We start from the raw sequence: 20598 nt of genomic DNA, 5'->3' as shown, positions 1-20598 counted from the left end.
CGACCAACCGGTTATGAGCCGGTTGCTCTAACCAACTGAGCTATAAATCCGCTAAAAATCGGCGATTATAATAATTTTCACTTAACATTATTTTAACCCCAGCTTCTTATCCGCCCAAAAAAATTTAAAAGTGATCAAATGCTGCAAAATTCCAAAAAATATCATGAAAGTGGTGAAAGAACTACCCCCGTAGCTGAAAAACGGCAGGGGTATCCCCACGACGGGCGCAAAGCCCACAGTCATCGAAATATTAACCGCCGCGTAAATGAAGATAAACAAAGCCACGCAATTGATCACAACCCTCGTAAAATAATCCCGCTCGAATTTGTAATTGAGACTCAAAAGATGAAAAATCAGCAAAACATAAAGCAAAACAAGCCCTAAGGCTCCGAAAAATCCAAATCTCTCCACAACATAAGCAAAAATAAAATCGCTCGTAGAAATGGGCAGGAATTTAGAATGCGTCTGCGTGGCCTCGTCCTGCACCTTGCCCGTCAGTCCGCCGCTACCTATAGCGATGATGGATTGTGCGACCTGATGACTGGGCTTTTCGGAGAGAAAATCGTGTATTCTCTGCTTCTGATAGGGCTTTAAAAGATGCGTGTAAATCACGGGTGAGCTTAGGATTATCGCCAGCAAAATGCTGAGCCAAATTTTATAATTCACCCCGATGATGAAAAGCATCCCAAAGCCCACGATAAGCAGCACGCTAGCCGTTCCAAGATCGGGCTCTTGTAGGATGAGCGCGAAGGGCAAGAGGATGAAAAAGCTGAGTTTTGAGAATTGCTTGAGCCCGTAGCCCCCTTTTGGAGGAGGATTTTGATGGATGAGGTAGGCTAGCATCAAAATAAAACTTGGCTTAAAAATTTCTGATGGCTGGATGGTGAAGTGCGTGAAGGGGATTTCAAGCCATCTTTTGGCGCCTAAATTTTCCACGCCGAACACATCTACGCTCAAGAGCAAGGCGATGTTAAACCAATAAAGCATAGGAATGAGCCACATTAATCTTCTAAAAGGCAGGAAAAAGCACACTCCAAAGACAAAAATTCCTACGCAAATATAGACAAATTGCTTCTCTGCTAGACGTGTGTTGGCCTCGTAAATCAAAAAATAAGAAAGCAAAACGATCGGAAAGATCAAAATGGGCTGCATGTAGTCAAAATGCGTGAAGACTCTTCTGTCGGGTTTTAGCATGGATGATTTGCCTTTGATTATTAAAAAAGTGCGATTATACGCCAAATTTATAAATTGCGAAGTGGATTGATGCAAAATTTTTTGGTTGATGAGGCTTCAAGGCTTGACATTTTTGTCGCTAAAATTACCCAGCAAAGTCGCTCGAGCGTGGCCTCTCTCATCAAAAACAACTGCGTCTGTGTCAATGAAATCATCCAAAATAAAAATTCCCTCAGGCTCAAGGTGGGCGACACCCTCACCCTACTCCCTCCCAGCCCTCAAAAGCCCAGCGCGAAATATGCGGCGCATTTTGAAGTGGGGGTGCTTTTTGAGGATGAGGACATTTTGGTTTTGAACAAACCCAGCGCTCTGGTCGTTCACCCTGCCCCCAGCGTCAAAGAGCCCACCCTTGTGGATTGGCTCATTCAAAGGCGATACACGCTTTCAAATTTGGGCGGAGAGTTCAGGGCAGGGCTTGTGCACAGGCTCGATAAAGAAACAAGCGGCGCCATCATCATCGCCAAAAATAACCCCTCCCATCGCGATTTAAGCCTGCAGTTGCAAGATAAAAGTTTGGGCAGAATTTATCTTGCATTAATAGACCTGCCACTCAAAGAGACTAAAATGGTGGTCGATAAGCCTCTCGTGCGCTGCCCCAGTAATCGCATCAAAAAAATGGCCATTGAGGGCTGCGTTAGAGGCGCGAAAGAGGCTAAAAGTGCCTTTGTGAGCCTATGTAGTGGGAGCCAAACCCACCTCATCGCCGCGAAGCTTTTTAGCGGACGCACGCATCAAATCAGGGCGCATTTGGCGAGCTTGAACCGCCACATTTTGGGCGATGAGCTTTATGGTTACAGGGGTGGGGGGGATTTAAGAATAATGCTTCACGCTTATTTTATCAGCTTCATCCATCCAAAAACGCGCGAAAAAATTCACATCAAAGCGCCCTTGATGAGCGATTTTAAGCAAATTTTAGAAAAAAAATTATCCCTAGGAGAAGATGATGAGAAAATTTCATTGCATTCTTTGCTTGACTTGTTTGATTTTTAGCGGCTGTGCTGTGAGTGGGCTTGGCAGTGGCGATCAGGCCATGCTAGATGAAAATTTGCCCAAGGTTGAAAAGCTTAAAAGCATGAGCGATATGAGCGATGTCGCCTTTGAATGGGAGCCCCTGTATGGCGAAAATTTCAAGGGTTTTTATCTCTACAGGGCTAGCGTGGAGGAGCCTGAATTCAAGCTTATCGCTACCCTCAAGGACAAATTCCAAACCCACTATGTCGACTCAGGACTCCAGCCCGACACCCTATACCAATACATGATGCGAACCTTCAACAAGCAGGGGCATATTTCTGGGCCCGGCAAGGTGGTGGAGGTGAGGACCCAGGTGCGACCGGAGGCGCTTTCTTTCGTGCAGGCACTCACAAATTTACCCGGGCGCATCAAACTCATTTGGCGCCCTCATTACGATTTACGCATCAATGCTTACCGCATTGAAAGGGCGGGCGAGGATGGGAAATTTAAAAAAATCGCCACGGTTAAAAACCGCTTGAGTGCCGAGTATATCGATGAGGATCTTAGGGCGAATGAGCGCTTTAGCTACCGCGTGTTTGCCCTCACTTTTGATGGGGTGCAAAGTGAGCCCGGTGAAATTTTGCACGCCCTTAGCAAGGCCCTGCCGCCTGAGGTGACGCAGCTGAGTGCGAGCACGGATTTGAGCGGTAAAATCCTCCTCACTTGGGACGCGCCAGCTTATGAGGATTTTTCTTATTTTAAAATTTATGCGAGCTCTTCTAGCTTTTTGCCCTTCAGCCTCCTTGCCAAAAGCGATAAAAACAGCTACGAGGACAGGGTGAGCGGTGCGGGGGTGCGCAAGCAGTATAAGGTTACGATGGTCGATAAAGACGGGCTTGAGAGTCCCTTACCAAAAAATGGGGTCGAGGGCAGGACGCTTGGAATTTTAGCAAGTCCTAGCATCATCCTCGCGCAAAGCACGAGTGAGGGGATTATCGTGGAGTGGAGCGATAATGACGCGAGGGCAGTGGAATACGAAGTCAAGCGCTATGGCGGCGAGCAAAGTGCTATTTTTAAGGGCATCAAGGAAAAAAGACTCAAAGACATCAAGGCCCTGCCTGGGGTGGAGTATAGCTATGAGGTGGTGGCGATCGATGAGCTGGGGGTGAGATCTGAGCCCTCCATCAGGGTCAAAGCGGCGCAGTGATGCCCAATTTCAAAGCAAAAAAGCTCAAAGCGCTCACTTTTCCCTTTCACAAAGACGGGGTGCGCTTTCTTTACAAAGCAGAAAATGAGAAAGTAATGCTCATTTTGACCCAGTGCCCGGATGAGAGCTTTTTTTTGCAAATCAAACGGGACGAAAACGGATGGCTCATCAAGGCGGATAAGCATTCTAGGCCCTCAAAAATGGACTATTTGCAAGGGGCCCTGCAGCTTTTTATGGAGAATTTTTGCGAGGGGGTTTATTTTAGTGCCCTTGCCTTGAAAAATAAGGCCCTAGCAGGACCCACAAGCCTCATAGCGAGGGATTTTCAAACGCTTTTAAAGAGGGTGGAGGGGCGGAAAATTTTCATAGAAATCGGCTTTGGCTCGGGGAGGCATTTGCTTTTTCAAGCGAGAGAAAATCCCGAAATTTTAATGCTTGGCATTGAAATTTACACTCCCGCCCTCACGCAAGTTGCAAAGCTGGCCCGTGCGCAAAATTTAGAAAACATCATCCTCATACAAAGCGATGCGCGGCTTTTGTTGAGCGTTTTAGAGGCCAATTCGGTGGCGAAAATTTTTTTGCACTTTCCTGTGCCCTGGGAGGATAAGCCGCATCGGCGCGTGGTGAGCGGGGCCTTTTGCAAGGAGTGCGCGAGGGTGCTAGAGGCGGGGGGTAGCTTTGAGCTTCGCACGGATAGTTTGGAGTATTTTGATTTCAGTCTGAGGGAATTTTTAAAATTTGAGCAAGCCTGTTTTGGCCTCAAAAAAAATCAAAATTCAAGCATTGCGAGCAAATACGAGGAGCGCTGGAGGAGGCAGGAAAGGGACATTTATGATTTGTCGGTGTGGAATTTGAGTGTAGAAGAAGAGAGAAAAAAAGAGGGTTTGCTGGGGGAATTTGACCTTGAAAAATGGCATTTGAGCGAGGAGGAGCTGGGGAAATTTTGCGAGAAATTTCGCAATCAAAGCTTCAAGGGGGAGGATTATTTTTTGCATCTTGAAAGCCTCTATAAAAGCGAGAGGGGGGTGGTTTTAAAACTAGCCTTTGGCAGTTTCAACAGCCCTGAACATAGCTATTTGCTCTTAAACGAGGGCGTGAGTTTTATCTTCAAGCCACCCTTTAAGACGCGAGAAAATTTGAGAGCCCTTGCAAAGCTTAAAGAAATTTTAACTGGAGTGATTTCTTAAAATTTAAGCAAAAATAAAGCAAAATCACGAAAAGCGGAGGGAGAGGGAGCGCAATGGCAAATCTTATAGAGGCGAAAAAAATGACGCTGGGCTATGATGAGCTGGTCATTAGGGAGGCGAGTTTTGGCTTTAAAAATGATGATTTTGTCTTCATCACGGGCAAAAGTGGGAGCGGGAAAAGCACGCTTTTGAAGTCGTTTTATGGGGATTTGGAACTGATGTCGGGTGAGCTTGAGGTCTGCGGTGCGAGGATGAAAAAAATAGGCAATTTGGAGCTTTTGAATTTGCGCCAGAGAATAGGCATTATCTTTCAGGACTATAAACTCATACAGGAGTATAGCATTGAGAAAAATGTGATGCTGCCCCTGATGATAAAGGGCTATTCTAAGAAGGTCTGCCAAGAGCAAGCGGCCAAGCTTTTAAAGCATGTGAATTTGACCTTCAAGGCAGATAAAAAGCCCGATCAGCTTTCAGGGGGTGAGCAGCAGAGAGTGGCGATGGCTAGGGCTTTGGCACATAATCCTAAGCTTTTGCTTTGTGATGAGCCTACGGGGAATTTGGACGAGTATTCCTCAGACATCATTTGGACGCTTTTGAAGTCGGCCAGAGAGCTTTTGGGCACTTGCGTGGTGGTGGTAACGCACAGAATTCCTAGCAATTTGAGGCTCAATTACAGAAGATTCAATATAGAAAATGGAAAAATGAATGAAATTTTTTAAAACGCACTTGTCTTTGATTTTATCACTACTTTTTATGATGTTCGCCTTTGAATTCATCCTCATCACCAACGCCACGCTCAATCATTATAGAGAGCTTGCTAATAAAGACTACAACATCATCATCACCAGCACGATAGATTTGGACGCAAAAGCGCTCAAAGAAAAAATCAGCGCCCTCACAGGGCTTGAGCCCTTGGATCCCAAGGAGCTCATCGAGCGTTTGCGCAGCGATATTTCGGATAAAAATTTGCAAGTTTTGCGGAATTCTCTGCCCCAATTTTACAGCCTAAGGCTTGAGTATTTGCCCCCGCAAGATGAGCTTGATGCCATCAAAAAGGAGCTTTTAGGCATCAAGGGCGTTACGAAGGTCGAAACCTTCGCCAAAACGCACGATAAGGTCTATTCTCTGCTGGTTTTGATGCAATTGACCTTTTGGATTTTTCTCTTCATCATCATCATTTTAAGCTTTATTTTATTTTTAAAGCAAATGCGCATTTGGCTTTATGAGCACACGCAGAGGGTGGAGATCATGTGTCTTTTTGGAGCGCCTTTTTGGTTTCGCTCCTTTATGCTTTATCGTGTCGTTTTTGTGGATTGCTTGATCGCCTTTGTGATTTTGCTACTTTTTTTCACGCAAATTTATCATTTTCCCTTCGTGCAATCTGTCCTACAAAGCGCCGATTTGACCCTGCCGCGGATAAATTTTTTCCTGCATCTTAGCCTCATTTTTTTAGGCACGCTGGCCGTGTGTATGCTTTGTGTGAATTCTGTGATGTTTAGGGTGAAAAAATGAGAAAAATTTTCCTGCTTTTTTGTTTTTTGAATTTTGAATTTTTAGCGGGTAATATCAGCGAAAAAACAAGGGATTTGAAAGAAAATCAGCGCATCCAAGAACAATTGGGTAAAAAACTGGAGGACCTGGCCGCTGATATTCTAAGCGGGGAGAAAAAGCTAAAAAATTTAAGCCATCAAATCGAGCTTTTAAGCGCGCAAACCTCCAAATTAGAATCCTCAGCAAAAATTCAAAACAAAGAGCTTAGTGCGCTTAGCGCTCAAAATGAAGAACTGCTTAAGATAAAAACGGCCATGGAAGGTAAGATCATCGCCCTGATAGCGAAGGATTTTGCCTATGATTTGCCCATTCCGCAGGGTTATATTGAAAGCGAGGAAAGCTTCATGGCTTTTGAAATTTTAAGCGGTCTGGATAGGGTTTTGAGTGATGAAATTTCAAAGCTTTCGAGGGACTATGAGGGGGTGAATTTGCTCATCGATACCAAGCAAAAGCAGATCGAAAAAATCAACACCAATCTCAAAAGCTACCATGAGCAAATCAAGCAACTGCAGCTTTTAAGGCAAAAGCAACTCGATGAAATCAACAAACAAAAAACCGATCGAGGCATTTACGCTAAAAAACTTGACAAGCTCAAGGCCGAGCAAAGTGAGCTAAGGGCCACGCTTGACTCACTAAAAATCATCGATAAAAAGGAGCAGGAAAGGGAGCAAAATGCGGATACGAAGGTGGCGAAAAATACTAACTCCGTGCGACAAATCGGCTCAAGCTATCAAAACAGCAGCGTGAAAAAATATGTGGGCAAAAAGACCATCGCGCCGCTTGATTCTTTCGTGGTGAAGCAGAAATTTGGCAATTATATCGACCCCATTTATAACATTAAAATTTTCAATGAAAATGTCGTGCTAAGGAGCAACAAACAAGATGCCACCGTGCGTAGCGTTTTGGACGGCAAAATCGTCTTTGCCAAGGATACAAGCATGCTCCAGCGCGTGGTGATCATCGAGCATAATGATGGAATTCATACCATTTATGCGCATTTGGATAAGATCGCTCCCACCATCAAAGTGGGCAAAAGCATCAAAAAAGGCTCTGTGGTTGGGAGGATAAAAAATGACTTGACCTTTGAGGTAACGCAAAAAAATTTTCACATCAACCCTTTGGAGTTGATCAGCTTGAATTAACTGAATTTTAAAACAAATCCACTACAATCACGACAAGGAGGAACGATGCGGACTACAAAGAGGGTTTTGGTTAAATTTTCAGGCGAGGCTTTGGCGGGAGAAAATGGCTTTGGGATTGAAAATTCCATACTCAAATTCATCGCTTCTGAAATCAAAGAATTGGCCTTAAATGACATTGAAGTCGGCATAGTCATCGGCGGTGGGAACATCATGCGCGGAGCCCTAGCGGCTAAAGGCGGCCTCATCAAGCGCACAAGCGGGGATCACATGGGGATGCTAGCGACTGTGATTAACGCCATCGCCTTGCAGGAGGCTTTTGAGAGCTATGGACTTGATGTGAGGGTGCAAAGCGCCATACAGATGGAGGCCTTTTGCGAGACCTACATCATGCGCAGGGCGCAGAGGCATTTGGAAAAGGGACGGGTGGTTATCTTCGCTGCAGGTACGGGCAATCCTTACTTCACCACAGATACTACGGCGATTTTAAGAGCGGTGGAGATCGATGCGCAGATGGTCATCAAGGCGACAAAAGTCGATGGTGTGTATGATAAGGATCCTCATAAATTCAGCGATGCGGTATTTTTAAACGCGCTTAGCTATGATGAGGCGATGCAGGATAATATTAGGGTTATGGACGATACGGCCATCGCTTTGGCGAAGGATAATGCCCTGCCCATAGTGGTTTGCAATATGTTCAGGGAAGGAAATTTACTCAAAATCATACGAGGCGATACGAGCCTTTGTTCTATCGTTCAAAATTAAAAGGAGAAAACATGCAAAGGATTGAACAAATCACCGCAAAGGCCCTAGAAAAAATGGGAGATGATCGCTACTTGCTTTCTTTGGTTGTGGCAAAAAGGGCCGAGCAGTTGGCCGCTGGGGCCGCGCCTTTGATAGGCCTTGATAACCACAAGCTGAAATTCACTGACATAGCCCTGCAAGAAATCGCAGAAAGCAAAATCGCCTTAGAGGGTCTCGTTGAAAATAATCGATGAGGAAATTTTACTGGTTCAACTCATTGAGAATGTCAAAAACTGCAGGGATTTAGAAGGGGCCAAGGCCATTTTATACAGCGTTTGCCGGAGGGATGCCCTTTTGGAAAAGGCGCTGGATCGCTGCATACAATTTCACGAAGGACAAAGGCGCAAAAGCGGAGAGCCCTACGCCGTGCATCCCATTTTGGTCGCGAGTTTGGTAGGCTTTTTGAGTGAAAACAGAGCGACCATCTTAGCCGCCCTTTTGCACGATGTGATCGAGGACACGAGCTGCACCGAGGAGGAGCTCAGGGAGCAGTTTGGGAGTGAGGTTTTGAGACTGGTTTTGGGACTGACTAAAATCATAGAAATCAGAGAGGATAATCTCATCAGCTCAGACTCACAAAAAAACCTCACAAAGTCCGCCCTTACCTTTAGAAATATGCTTCTTGCTAGCATTGAGGATGTGGGCGTTTTGATCGTCAAGCTTTGCGACAGACTTCACAACATGCTCACGCTCAGTGCCCTAAGAGAAGATAAGCAAAAGCGCATCAGCGAAGAAACCTTAGTCGTCTATGCACCCATAGCCCACAGGCTTGGAATTTCAAGCATCAAAAACTATCTCGAAGATCTAAGCTTCAAGCATCTTATGCCCGATGAATACCATCAAATTTTCAATTACATCAACTCCAACGACCAGCAAATGCAGCTAAGTTTGAATGAATTCATCTCCAAAATCGAGCTTTTATTTTTAAGCAACGGCTTCAGGCAGGGCACTTTCAAGATACAAAAGCGCATCAAGCACAGCTACTCCATCCACCTCAAGATGCAAAGGAAGGGCATAGGCATCGAGGAGGTTTTGGATTTGCTGGGGGTGAGAATTTTGGTGGAAAAGGTGAGCGATTGCTATTTGGGCTTGGGGATTTTGCACACGCATTTTAACCCCCTCATCTCCCGTTTTAAAGACTACATCGCCCTGCCAAAACAAAACGGCTACCAAACCATCCACACGACCATTTTTGACACGAAAAACATCATCGAGGCGCAAATTCGCACCTTTGACATGCACAAAATCGCCGAATTTGGCGTGGCCGCCCACTGGAAGTATAAAGAAGATGGCAGTTTGGCAGCGCCCAAGCTTGACTGGCTTAGCGACATTTCAATGCAAAGCGTGCATAATCTTGAAAACGCCGAGCACTACAACGCCATCGAGCTTTACGAGTATGCTAAGGATAGCCTGTATGTGGAGGATGTGGCGGTTTACTCCCCCAAGGGGGAAATTTTTACCCTGCCGCGGGGCGCTACGGTGCTGGACTTTGCCTACGAGGTGCACACCAGAGTGGGGCTTCATGCTAAAAGCGCCTATGTCAATCGCGTCAAGGTGCCCCTGCTGACTGAGCTTAAAAACGGCGACATCGTTCGCGTGGTAACGAGCACGGATAAATTTTATCGCTGCTCTTGGATGGATAGCGTGAAAACGGGCAAGGCCAAGGCTAGCATCAGGGAATTTTGCAAGCAAAAAATCCGAGAAATCAACCTAGCCATCGCCCTGAACATACTCGGTTTTGTTTTTGGTGAAAAAAAGGAGCGCATTTTGGAGTGGATAGAGCGAGAAAATTTGGGGCGGCGCATCCGTCAAGTCTCCAAGGATAGCGGCTATTTTAAGGACATGGTGGGGGGGCTGAAAAAATACGCCAAAAAGTCTTATTGGTTTGGCAAATACGAAATCAAGGAGCAAAAAATCGGCAATTTTTTATTCCACTCCAACCACAAAATCACCCATGTGGAATTTGACATTTGCTGCCATCCCAAAAGGGGGGATCAGATCATGGCCTTCATCAAGGATGGTAGCGTGAGTGTGCACCATAAGCTTTGTGATCGGGCGGATAAAATCCTTGAAAATCAAGATATGGTGTTCATCACTTGGGATTCGCACACGCCAAAATCCTACAAAATTATCTTTTCTTTGGAAAATAAAAAGGGCTCTTTGGCGGAATTTTTAACCTTACTCGCTAAAATGCAAATCAATTTGCTAGCGATTAATTTGAACAATGATTTGAATGCGACCATTGATTATTTTGAAATCACCATGGACATCCCTCACAATATCGACCCAGAAAATGTGAGGGATAGGCTCAAATCTCATTGCAGGCTTTTGGATTTTACCTCGCTCAATGACGCGTATAGAGAGGCTTAAGAGGGGTTTTTATGAATTTGAATGATGTTTTGCTGGAGGTTATGAGGGGCTGTGCCGAGCTCATCGATGCGGAAAAGATTGAAAATTTGATCAAAAATTACTACGAAAGGGGCGAGAATTTTTTCATCAAAGCGGGCTTTGACCCGACGGCTGCGGATTTGCACTTGGGGCATAGCGTGGTTTTGAGCAAAATGGCCCTTTTGCAAAAGCACGGAGGTATCGTGCAGTTTTTAATCGGCGATTTCACGGGACAAATCGGCGATCCTAGCGGGAAAAATTCCACGCGCAAGAAGCTGGATAAAGAGGAGGTTTTAAAAAATGCCCGCACTTACGAGGAGCAGGTTTTTAAAATTTTGGATCGCGAAAAGACGAAAATCGTCTTCAACTCCACTTGGCTGGAAAAGCTTGGAGCGGCTGGGCTGGTGGAGCTTAGTTCCACTTTTAGCGTGGCGCGGATGCTTGAGAGGGATGATTTCACCAAGCGCTTTAAGGAGCAAAGTCCCATCAGCATTTGTGAATTTCTCTACCCTCTTTTGCAGGGCTATGATAGCGTGGCACTGAAAAGCGACATTGAGATGGGCGGGACGGATCAGAAATTCAACCTGCTCATGGGTCGGCATTTGCAGAGAATTTATGGGGTGGGCAAGGAGCAGGCCATTATGATGATGCCTCTTTTGGAGGGGCTTGATGGGGTGAATAAAATGAGCAAAAGTCTTGACAATTACATCGGCGTGAGTGAAAAAACTGACGACATCTATGCTAAAATTCTCAGCATCAGCGATACGCTCATGTGGCGTTATTATGAGCTTTTGAGTGAGAAATCACTGGGGCAGATTGAGCGGATGAGGGCACAAGTCCAAAACGGCAGCCTCCATCCCAAAAAAGCTAAGGAAAATTTAGCTCTAGAGCTTTGCGAGCGCTTTTCTTCAAAAGGAGAAGCCCTAGGGGCCAAGGCCGAATTTGACAGGGTGCATGGCCAAAAAGAGCTGCCCAGCGTGATGAGCGAATTTGAAGTGCGGGGTGGGAGGCTTTGGATTGCCAAAGCTTTGGTAGAATGCGGCTTGGAAAATTCCACCTCAGCGGCAAGACGCAGCATAGCAGCGGGTGCGGTGCGCATCGATGCGGACAGGGTGAAGGATGAGCAAACGCAGCTGGGCGTGGGCGAATATGTCTTGCAAGTGGGCAAAAGGAAATTTGCGAAATTAAAGGTAAAACAATGAGTTTCAAGGCTCTCAAAATAGGAAAATACACCATCAAATACCCCATTTTTCAGGGGGGCATGGGGCTTGGCATCAGTTGGGACAGGCTGGCATCGGCCGTTTCACTCAACGGGGGGCTGGGCATCATCTCCTCTGTGGGCACGGGCTACTACGAAAACAGGACGCACATCAGTAAAGAGCTCAACGCCAAGCCCTACGGTAGCGAGAATTTCTACTCCAAAAAGGGCCTGCAAACCCTCATCGACAATGCCCGCAAAATTTGCGGCAACCTGCCCCTTGGCTGCAACATACTTTGCGCGAGTAATGACTACGCACGCATCGCCCGAGATGCTTGTGAGGTGGGCTTTAATGTCATCGTTTCAGGGGCGGGTCTGCCGACAAATTTGCCCGAATTCACCGCCAAATTTCCCCATGTCGCCCTCGTGCCCATCATCTCCTCAGTGAAGGCTTTAAGGATCATTTGCAAGCGCTGGAAAAGCCGCTACAATCGCCTCCCGGATGCGGTGGTGCTTGAGGGGCCAAAAAGCGGGGGGCATCAGGGTTTTACTTATGAGCAGTGCCTAGATCCTGCCTACGCACTTGAAAATTTAGTCGCTCCTGTGGTGGAGGAGGCGAAAAAATGGGGGGCCTTTCCCGTCATCGCGGCGGGGGGGATTTGGGACAAAAAAGACATTGAAAAGATGCTGAGTTTGGGCGCAAGTGGGGTGCAGATGGGGACGCGTTTTATCGGGACCTTTGAGTGCGATGCGAGTGCGAATTTTAAGGAGGTCTTGCTTGCTTCAAAAGAGGAGGACATCGAGCTGATCAAGTCGCCCGTGGGCTACCCTGCAAGGGGGGTTCGCACGAATTTGCTCAATCTCGTGGATAAAAAAATGGGCCCCAAAATCAACTGCATCAGCAACTGTGTCGCGCCCTGCGGCAGGGGCAAAGAAGCGACTAAGGTGGGTTATTGCATCGCTGATAGGCTTTTTGACGCGTGGTCGGGTAAGAAGGAAACGGGGCTTTTTTTCACAGGGGCTAATGGCTATCGCCTCAAAGAACTCATCAGTGTCAAAGATTTGATTCACAAACTCGTCCATGGTGAGTGATGCTTAGAATTTTAGGCCCAGTATTTTTGCTTTTTGCTCTTAGCTTTGGGGCCTTTGAGGAGCAGATTAGGGACTTTGATGCCCGCTTCATCACGGCAAAAAATGACGCGCAGATTAAATTCCACCAGCAGCTAAAAAGCCTCTACATCCAAAGCGTGATCAATGAGGACACGCCAAGCAAGATTGAAATTTTAAAACGCCTCCTCATCAGCACGAATACTTTGGGGCTTGATGACCAATCTTACGCGGAGGAGCTGAGGGAAAGTGGGGTGCATGCGGGGGGGATCGAGGCTCTGAGGAGGGCCGCCCTCAAGGATGTGAAGCTGGAAGGGTCAAGGGTTCAAAAGCCCGTTTTTAGCGCAGAAAGCGGGGAGCAAAATCTCATCCTAGCCAAGGCCGTCAAAAATAAGCTGCAGGGGGATAAAATTCGCATTTTGTCTCATAAAAAGCTTGCTGGAGGCGTGGAGCTTAGACTTAATGCCGCCCTGAATTTAAAGGAGGTGAAAAGCTTCAGCCTCGATGAAAAGGGCAATTATCGCTACATTATGGATTTTGATGCGGTTTTGGAGGGGGGAAGGAGGGACTATGCCTTTGATGGTTTTAGCATAGTGCTTTCGCAGTATAATCCCACCAGTGTGCGTATAGTCGTGCGCTCTGGGGAAAAAATAGCCGTAAATTTCAAGCAAGAAGGGGTGCTTTTTAGCGTTTTTGCCGCCCAAAAACCCGCCCCCAAACGACAAGAAAGCAAGCCCCCTCAAGCCTCGCAAAAACAAGCCTCGCAAGAAAAAATTCCACCCCACATCCTCAGCATTGACAAGAAGGACGGCGGGGTGGTTTTAAATTCAAATAAGGCGCTGGGGGAAAATGATTTATCCACCTCCAGCATGAGGGATAGCAAATTTTTCAGGCAAATTGTCAGCTTTGAGGGGGTTTTGGAGGGTAACCGCAGGAGTTTTTCCTTCGGGCGAAATGTCATTACCATAACCCAATACAACCCCAAAATCGTCCGCATCGTCCTAAGCTCTCCCCAACCCTTCAAGCTCTTCAAGCGGCTTGAGGGCAAAAACCTCGCCCTAGCCTTTGAAGCCCCGCACTCTGCCCCACCCGCACCCTCCAAAGTCGCGCCCTCTAAAAATCAAGAAAAATCAACGCTGAATTCGCAGTTTAAAGCAGGCAAAACCATCGTCATCGACGCAGGGCACGGGGGCAAAGACAGCGGGGCCTTGAGCGATAAAAAGGGCTCACTCAAGGAAAAAGATGTGGTTTTGAGCGCGGCCTTGAAGCTTGGCGCGGAACTCAAAAAGCGAGGCTATAAGGTTTTTTACACAAGAAGCACGGATAAATTCATCAATCTCAGGGACCGCACCAAAATCGCCAACGACAAAAGGGCCGATCTCTTTTTATCCATCCACGCCAACGCCGCCGCAAACGCCTCTAGGGCTAAGAATTCTGAAGGCTTGGAGACCTTTTTCCTAAGTCCTGCCCGCAGTGAAAGGAGCAAAAAAGCCGCAGAAAAGGAAAATCAAGGCGATTTTGAAGACATCAATCATTTTTCTAAACAGAGCATTTTAAATTTCCTAAATCGCGAAAAAATCATAGCCTCCAACAAACTCGCCATCGACATTCAAAAGGGCGTTTTGACTAGGACCCGCCCCAAATTTAAAGTCGTAGATGGGGGGGTGAGGGAGGCACCTTTTTGGGTTTTGGTCGGTGCGTCCATGCCGGCGATTTTGCTAGAAATCGGCTACATCACGCATCCCATCGAGGGCAGGAGGATCGCGGATAAAAATTTTCAAGAGCTTCTTGCCAAGGGCGTAGCGGACGGAGTGGATAATTATTTTTACCACAACCGATGAAAAAAGCGCGCATCGTTTTTAAAGACAACACCCCTTTTTCATTGGACTTTGACGACTTTTATTTCAATTCTAAAGATGGGCTTAATGAGAGCCAATGCGTTTATAGTGAGGCTTTTGAGTGGGGTGAGGGGGAAAATTTCATCATCGCTGAGGCGGGCTTTGGCATAGGGCTCAATTTTTTTTTGACCCTCAAGCGCTTTTTGCAAAGCAAAAAACGACCGCAAAGGCTTTTTTACATAAGCATCGAGGGCTTTTATTTGGATAAGAATTCCATCAAAGCCGCCTATGAGAGGCTTGGGATTTATGAAGAATTTAGAGAATACTTAGAAATTTTCCTTAAAAATTACCCCAAATGCCGCGAGGGCTATTATCGCTTTTATTTTGGGGCCTGTTTTTTGGATCTGGTTTTGGGGGATATTAGCGTTTCAAAAAGGCTTGAATTTGAAGCGGATCTGTGGTATTTGGACGGATTTTCTCCGCGCAAAAATGCGGCGATGTTTGGCGAGGATTTTCTGGCTGAGGTGGCGCGCTTGTCTAAACCCGGGGCTCAAATTTTGAGCTTTTCTGCTTCAAGTTTTTTTCAAAAAAATCTCAAAATTTGCGGCTTTGAAGTGCAAAAAATCAAGGGCTTTAAAAAACGCGAGAGGGTGGTGGCATTTTTGAGAAAAAAAATCCAAGCTCAAAAAAAAGATGCCTATTTTTTCTCGCCAAAAAGCACGGCTAAAAATCGAAAAATCGCCATCATAGGCGGGGGGATTTGTGCGGCGATGATGGCTTTTGAGCTTTCTTTGCGGGGATTTGAGGTGGAAATTTTTGAAAAAAATTCCAGTCTTTGCGAGGGGGCTAGCGGCAATGAAAGCGGGATTTTGAGCTCTTTGATTTTAAAGCCGGGCGTGCTTTTGGGGGAATTTTCCCTGCAGGCTTTCATCGAGGCTGCACGCTTTTATCGACAGATTTTGAACCTAAATTTAAGCGGAGTTTTAGAATTTGCCCACAATGCCAAGATGCGAGAGCGCTTTGAGGCTCAAGGGCAAAATCCCTATTTTAAAATCTCGCAAAATGAGGCTTTTTTGGAGGACGGAGGGCATATTTGCCCTCGAAAAATCGTTCAAAATTTACTGCAAAAAAGCAGGGCAAAAATTCATTTGAAGCATCATTTTACGCATTATGACTACGATGGGGGACTGTTTTCCTTGCACTTTGAAAACGGCAAAGTGGCGGGGGGATTTGGCATTTTGATTCATGCGATGGGCGCAGATTGTAAGGATTTTTTAAGCTATGAAGCGATGCGACTGAGTCGGGTTAGGGGTCAGCTCACGCACATAAAGCGCGTTTTGGACACGCCCTACCCCCTCTCATCCAAGGGCTACATTTGTCCGCCAAGTGGGGATTTTCAGGTCATAGGAGCGAGTTATGACAGGCTCAACTCAAACCCTCAGCCAGATCCCAAGGATGATGCGATCAACGTGCAAAATGTGCAAGAATTCTTAAACGAAGGTGAAATCCCCGAAATTTTGGGGGCAAAAGTGGGATTTCGATCCTACTCTAGCGATAGATTTTGCATTGTGGGGGCCGCTTATGATGAGGATTTTTACAAGCAAAATTATAAGGCCCTGCTATGGACGAAAAATAGGCCTCAAATCCCGCCTCAAAACATCCCCAATCTCTACCTCAACTGCGCCCACGGCTCGAGGGCCTTTAGCACGGGTGTCTTGGCAGCAAGGTATATTTGCGCCCTGATAAACGATGAGCCTTTGGGGTTTTTTGCGCATTTCATCCCGCAAATTCACCCCGCGCGATTTCTCATCAGAAGGCTCAAAAAGGGACAAAATTAATAAAAAATAAAAAAATTTAAATTTTAATTTTAGTTTAAAATGTTTTGTTTTAGCATACTTTAAAATTTACCATTTAAAAGGATGCGCGATGGAAAAACAAATCGAATCTCGTTTGGCAGAGCTTGAAAAGCTCCCCTCCTTAAAGCCTGAAAATTCCATACCATTGGCCTTAGAAAAGGCGGGATTTTCGAGAAGGGATTTCATGAAGTGGTCGGGAGCTATGGCCGCCTTTTTGGGGCTTGGAGCGAATTTTGCCCCCATGGTGGCAAGGGCGGCCGAGCTAGCGGATAGGCTGCCTGTGGTGTGGCTTCATATGGCTGAGTGCACGGGCTGTAGTGAGAGTTTGCTAAGGAGCGATACGCCGACCATCGATAGCTTGATTTTTGATTACATTTCTTTGGAGTATCACGAGACGGTTATGGCGGCTTCTGGTTGGCAGGCTGAGGAAAATTTAGAAAAAGCCCTTGAAAAGCACAAAGGAAAGTATGTTTTGATGGTTGAGGGGGGGATTCCTATGGGCGATACTGAGGGCTATCTTACCATCGGGCCTCATGGGATGACGGGCTTTGAGCTTTCAAAACGCGCCTGTGAGGATGCTTATGCGATTTTGGCCATTGGGACCTGCTCTAGCTTTGGTGGAATTCAAGCTGCACGCCCTAATCCTAGCAATGCCCAGCCTCTAGATAAGGTAACGAACAAAACCGTCATCAATGTCCCCGGCTGTCCGCCCAGTGAAAAAAATATAGTCGGCAGCATCTTGCAGCTCCTACTTTTCAAGGAGCTTCCAAGCCTTGATGTTTATAACAGGCCAAAATGGGCTTACGGCCTGAGGATACATGATTTGTGCGAGAGGAGAGGGCATTTTGATGCGGGAGAATTTGTGCATAGCTTTGGCGATGAGGGTGCGAAACAGGGCTATTGTCTTTACAAGGTCGGATGCAAGGGGCCTTATACCTTCAACAATTGCTCGAGGGAGAGATTCAACCAGCACACCTCCTGGCCCATCCAAGCAGGACACGGCTGTATAGGTTGCTCTGAGCCAAATTTTTGGGATACTATGGGACCTTTTGAGGAGCCTATGGCGAGTCATAAATTTGATACGGTGTTTGGCTTGGGTGCGGATAATGTTTCGGATAAAATCGGCATCGGAGTGCTGACCTTAACGGGTGTTGCCATTGCAGCGCATGCCGTGATAGCTTCTATGAAAAAGGATGAGGAATGAGTCAAAAGATTATTGTAGATCCGATTACGAGAATTGAGGGGCATTTGAGGGTTGAGGTCGTCGTTGATGATGATAATGTCGTCAAGGAGGCCTACACGGGTTCCACTTTGTGGCGCGGGATAGAGACCATAGTCAAGGGACGGGACCCGAGGGATGTGGCTTTTATGACGCAAAGAATTTGCGGCGTTTGTACTTTTTCGCACTATAAGGCTGGGATTGTTGCGGTGGAAGATGCTTTGGGCATAACCCCGCCGCTCAATGCTTTACTTACAAGAACCTTAATGAATGCGGCCTTGTTTTTGCACGATCATATCGTGCATTTTTATCAACTTCACGCGCTCGACTGGGTGGATGTCGTGAGTGCTTTGAGTGCGGATGTAAAAAAGGCGAGCGATCTGGCCTTTGCTTACACGGAGAGTCCCTACGCAACGGGAGCGGATAAGCTTTTAGAAGTGCAGCAAAGACTCAAAATTTTCGTGGATAAGGGGAATTTGGGACCCTTTGCAAACGCCTACTATGGACACTCAACCTACCGCTTCAATCCTGAACAAAATTTAATCGCCCTTTCGCATTATTTAGAATGTCTTAGAATTCAAAGAATCATCGCGCAATGTATGGCGATTTTTGGAGCCAAAAATCCTCATCCGCAAAGTTTGACCGTGGGTGGGGTAACTTGCATTATGGACCTACTTAGCCCCACAAGAATGGGTGAATATATGGAAAAATTTAAAGAGGTGGCCGACTTTGTCAATCGTGGCTATTATCCTGATTTGATAATGGCAGGTAAGGCTTATGCTGAGGAAGGTAGCGTTTTGAACGATGTGGGTGTGGCGAGTCTTTATACCTTCAAAGAAATGCAACTGGGACGTGATGAGTGGCTTTTTGAGGGCGGCATCATCAAAGATGGAAATTTGAGTAAAGTCTATGAGGTGGAGGATGATAAAATCACTGAAGAGGCGACGCATTCTTGGTATGCGGACAATGAGCCTTTGCATCCTTATGATGGCAAGACAAATCCAAACTACACAGGGCTGATTGATGGTGAGAGCATCGATCATCATGGTAATGTCGCTCATACTAAGAATTTTGACACTAAGGGCAAGTACAGTTGGATCAAAGCGCCTCGTTATGAAGGCAAGCCTATGCAGGTGGGACCTCTATCAAACATCGTAGTTAATTACGCTAAGGGTAATAAAAATGTCGTTCCTGTGGTAGATGCTTTTTTGAAGGAAACGGGCTTGCCGCTGGAGGCTGTATTGAGCACTTTGGGTAGGACGGCGGCACGCTGCATTGAGGCTAAGATCATCGCTGATAATACTCTAAGAGCATTTGACAATTTGGTGGAGAATTTAAAGGTTGATGAAAGCACTTGTGCGCCTTATGTGATTGATAATAGCAAGGAATATAAGGGTCGCTATATGGGGCATGTGCCGCGTGGGGTGCTGAGTCATTGGTGTAGAATTAAAAATGGTTTGGTTGAGAATTGGCAGGCTGTCGTCCCAAGCACTTGGAATGCAAGCCCTAAGGATGCTAATAACATAGGCGGGAGCTACGAGCAGTGCCTCATTGGGCTTAAAATCGCTGATGTGAAGCAGCCTCTTGAAATCATACGCAAAATTCACTCATACGATCCTTGCATTGCCTGCGCTGTGCATGTTATGGATACTAGGGGCAATAATTTGAGTGAATATAAGGTCAATGTAAATTTATAAAAAGGGGCTTTCATGCAAAAACAAGATGATAAACTCCAAAGAAGGGCGGAGTACGAATTTAGCATAGGTTTGCGTTTGACGCATTGGATTAGAGCTGTGGCGATTGTGATTTTGATTGTTACGGGTTATTATTTATCCTATGTTTTTCAAAGCCCTATCAGCACGGGTGAGCCTACAAATTTTATGCAGGCAAAATATCGTCTCGTGCATCAAGCCGTGGGCTTTGTGCTGATAGGATGCATCATCTTTAAAATTTATTTATTCTTTTTTGACAAAGTGAGTCGCAAGGAAAGAGTGAGCATTTTGGATATTTTTAACATCAAGCTATGGATAGGTCAGGTTAAATTTTATTTGTTTTTGGGGAAACACCCGAACATTAAGGGCGTTTATAATCCTTTACAATTTGTTACTTATTTTTTCTTTTACCTTGTGATAATAGGCATCATACTGACGGGCTTGATACTTTATGTCCATACCTATCACGAAGGCTTGGGTGGCATGCTCTACGATGTGCTAAGACCTCTTGAGTCGGCTATGGGGGGTCTGGCTAATGTCAGAACTTATCATAGAATTTTGATGTGGGTGATTATGATTTTTATCCCTGTGCATATTTATATGGCAATTTTCAATGCGGTCAAAGGCAAAGATGGATCAATGGACGCCATCATAAGCGGCTATAAATTTGTCAAAGAAGAAAAAAATTGAAATTTCTTGTGCTTGGCATAGGAAATATCATGTTTGCAGATGAAGGCTTGGGCGTTCATCTTTGCAAACAGCTCGAAAAAAACTACAAATTTTCCCATCCCACGCATCATTTGGATTTTATTGATGGAGGCACTTTAGCCTTACAGCTAAGTTATATTATCGCGCGATATGATAGGCTGATCGTGCTTGACTGCATAGCTGCTGATGATGCTGAAATTGGTGATGTGTTTTTCTTTCCCTACGAAGCCATACCGCAAAAAATAAGCTGGAGTGGTAGTGCTCACGAGGTGGAGATGCTTCAAACCCTGCAATATATGGAGCTTATGGGGGATTTGCCGCGGACACAAATTTTAGCCTGCATCCCAAAACGCATTGAAAAAATGAGCTTTAAACTTTCTCCTGAGCTGATACAGGGGGCTAAGGTGATGGAAAAGATTTTGCTTGATTTTCTTAAAAAAGAAGGTTTCAGCTACCAAAAAACAGCTGATCATTCCCTACAGGAACTTGCCGATAATTCT

General features: G+C 45.9%; 18 protein-coding genes. 17 read left to right on the top strand and 1 reads right to left on the bottom strand.

Features of this window, described 5'->3' with window-relative positions:
* Window positions 1–87: 87 nt before the first annotated feature.
* Window positions 88–1194: an FtsW/RodA/SpoVE family cell cycle protein gene (locus Q4A73_RS05420; protein WP_303206443.1), complete on the bottom strand. Its 1107-nt coding sequence runs from the start codon at window positions 1192–1194 to the stop codon at window positions 88–90.
* A gap of 69 nt (window positions 1195–1263) precedes the next feature.
* Here Q4A73_RS05420 and Q4A73_RS05415 point away from each other — a divergent pair, with 69 nt between their 5' ends.
* The 17 genes from Q4A73_RS05415 to Q4A73_RS05335 form a co-directional block, all read left to right on the top strand.
* Window positions 1264–2223 carry an RluA family pseudouridine synthase gene (locus Q4A73_RS05415; RefSeq protein WP_303206442.1) on the top strand — a complete coding sequence of 320 codons (960 nt, stop codon included), beginning with the start codon at window positions 1264–1266 and terminating at the stop codon, window positions 2221–2223.
* A 40-nt stretch (window positions 2224–2263) separates the two neighbouring features.
* Window positions 2264–3391 carry a ferrous iron transporter A gene (locus Q4A73_RS05410; RefSeq protein WP_303206444.1) on the top strand — a complete coding sequence of 376 codons (1128 nt, stop codon included), beginning with the start codon at window positions 2264–2266 and terminating at the stop codon, window positions 3389–3391.
* A complete protein-coding gene (trmB, locus tag Q4A73_RS05405) occupies window positions 3391–4578 on the top strand; it encodes a tRNA (guanosine(46)-N7)-methyltransferase TrmB (RefSeq protein ID WP_303206441.1) in 1188 nt (395 codons plus the stop codon). The genes Q4A73_RS05410 and trmB overlap by 1 nt, the downstream gene beginning before the upstream one ends.
* 53 nt (window positions 4579–4631) lie before the next feature.
* Window positions 4632–5297, top strand: coding sequence for an ABC transporter ATP-binding protein (locus Q4A73_RS05400; RefSeq protein WP_303206440.1), 666 nt, complete (start codon window positions 4632–4634; stop codon window positions 5295–5297).
* Window positions 5284–6090, top strand: coding sequence for an FtsX-like permease family protein (locus Q4A73_RS05395; RefSeq protein WP_303206439.1), 807 nt, complete (start codon window positions 5284–5286; stop codon window positions 6088–6090). Before Q4A73_RS05400 ends, Q4A73_RS05395 begins: the two co-directional genes overlap by 14 nt.
* Window positions 6087–7271, top strand: coding sequence for a peptidoglycan DD-metalloendopeptidase family protein (locus Q4A73_RS05390; RefSeq protein WP_303206438.1), 1185 nt, complete (start codon window positions 6087–6089; stop codon window positions 7269–7271). The genes Q4A73_RS05395 and Q4A73_RS05390 overlap by 4 nt, the downstream gene beginning before the upstream one ends.
* A 45-nt stretch (window positions 7272–7316) precedes the next feature.
* Complete coding sequence (gene pyrH / locus Q4A73_RS05385) at window positions 7317–8033, top strand: UMP kinase (RefSeq protein ID WP_303206437.1); 717 nt, start codon at window positions 7317–7319, stop codon at window positions 8031–8033.
* 11 nt (window positions 8034–8044) lie between these two features.
* Window positions 8045–8266, top strand: a complete 222-nt coding sequence (locus Q4A73_RS05380; protein ID WP_303206436.1) for a DNA-directed RNA polymerase subunit omega — start codon at window positions 8045–8047, stop codon at window positions 8264–8266.
* A complete protein-coding gene (locus tag Q4A73_RS05375; protein WP_303206435.1) occupies window positions 8250–10442 on the top strand; it encodes a RelA/SpoT family protein in 2193 nt (730 codons plus the stop codon). The genes Q4A73_RS05380 and Q4A73_RS05375 overlap by 17 nt, the downstream gene beginning before the upstream one ends.
* 11 nt (window positions 10443–10453) lie before the next feature.
* Window positions 10454–11662, top strand: coding sequence for a tyrosine--tRNA ligase (gene tyrS, locus Q4A73_RS05370; protein WP_303206434.1), 1209 nt, complete (start codon window positions 10454–10456; stop codon window positions 11660–11662).
* Complete coding sequence (locus Q4A73_RS05365) at window positions 11659–12750, top strand: nitronate monooxygenase family protein (protein ID WP_303206433.1); 1092 nt, start codon at window positions 11659–11661, stop codon at window positions 12748–12750. Before tyrS ends, Q4A73_RS05365 begins: the two co-directional genes overlap by 4 nt.
* Window positions 12750–14606: an N-acetylmuramoyl-L-alanine amidase gene (locus Q4A73_RS05360; RefSeq protein WP_303206432.1), complete on the top strand. Its 1857-nt coding sequence runs from the start codon at window positions 12750–12752 to the stop codon at window positions 14604–14606. The genes Q4A73_RS05365 and Q4A73_RS05360 overlap by 1 nt, the downstream gene beginning before the upstream one ends.
* A complete protein-coding gene (gene mnmC, locus Q4A73_RS05355) occupies window positions 14603–16441 on the top strand; it encodes a bifunctional tRNA (5-methylaminomethyl-2-thiouridine)(34)-methyltransferase MnmD/FAD-dependent 5-carboxymethylaminomethyl-2-thiouridine(34) oxidoreductase MnmC (protein ID WP_303206431.1) in 1839 nt (612 codons plus the stop codon). The genes Q4A73_RS05360 and mnmC overlap by 4 nt, the downstream gene beginning before the upstream one ends.
* A gap of 88 nt (window positions 16442–16529) precedes the next feature.
* Window positions 16530–17663 carry a hydrogenase small subunit gene (locus tag Q4A73_RS05350; RefSeq protein WP_303206430.1) on the top strand — a complete coding sequence of 378 codons (1134 nt, stop codon included), beginning with the start codon at window positions 16530–16532 and terminating at the stop codon, window positions 17661–17663.
* Window positions 17660–19375 carry a nickel-dependent hydrogenase large subunit gene (locus tag Q4A73_RS05345; RefSeq protein ID WP_303206429.1) on the top strand — a complete coding sequence of 572 codons (1716 nt, stop codon included), beginning with the start codon at window positions 17660–17662 and terminating at the stop codon, window positions 19373–19375. The genes Q4A73_RS05350 and Q4A73_RS05345 overlap by 4 nt, the downstream gene beginning before the upstream one ends.
* Window positions 19376–19387: 12 nt before the next feature.
* Window positions 19388–20080 (top strand): Ni/Fe-hydrogenase, b-type cytochrome subunit, encoded by a 693-nt coding sequence (gene cybH / locus Q4A73_RS05340; RefSeq protein WP_303206428.1) that lies wholly within the window; start codon window positions 19388–19390, stop codon window positions 20078–20080.
* The coding region (locus tag Q4A73_RS05335) for a HyaD/HybD family hydrogenase maturation endopeptidase (protein WP_303206427.1) at window positions 20077–20598 on the top strand (522 nt) is incomplete at its 3' end. The genes cybH and Q4A73_RS05335, both read left to right, overlap by 4 nt.

The organism is Campylobacter sp. (assembly GCF_030528245.1).
Taxonomy (GTDB): domain Bacteria; phylum Campylobacterota; class Campylobacteria; order Campylobacterales; family Campylobacteraceae; genus Campylobacter_D.
This window is presented reverse-complemented; position numbering and strand designations above follow the sequence as displayed.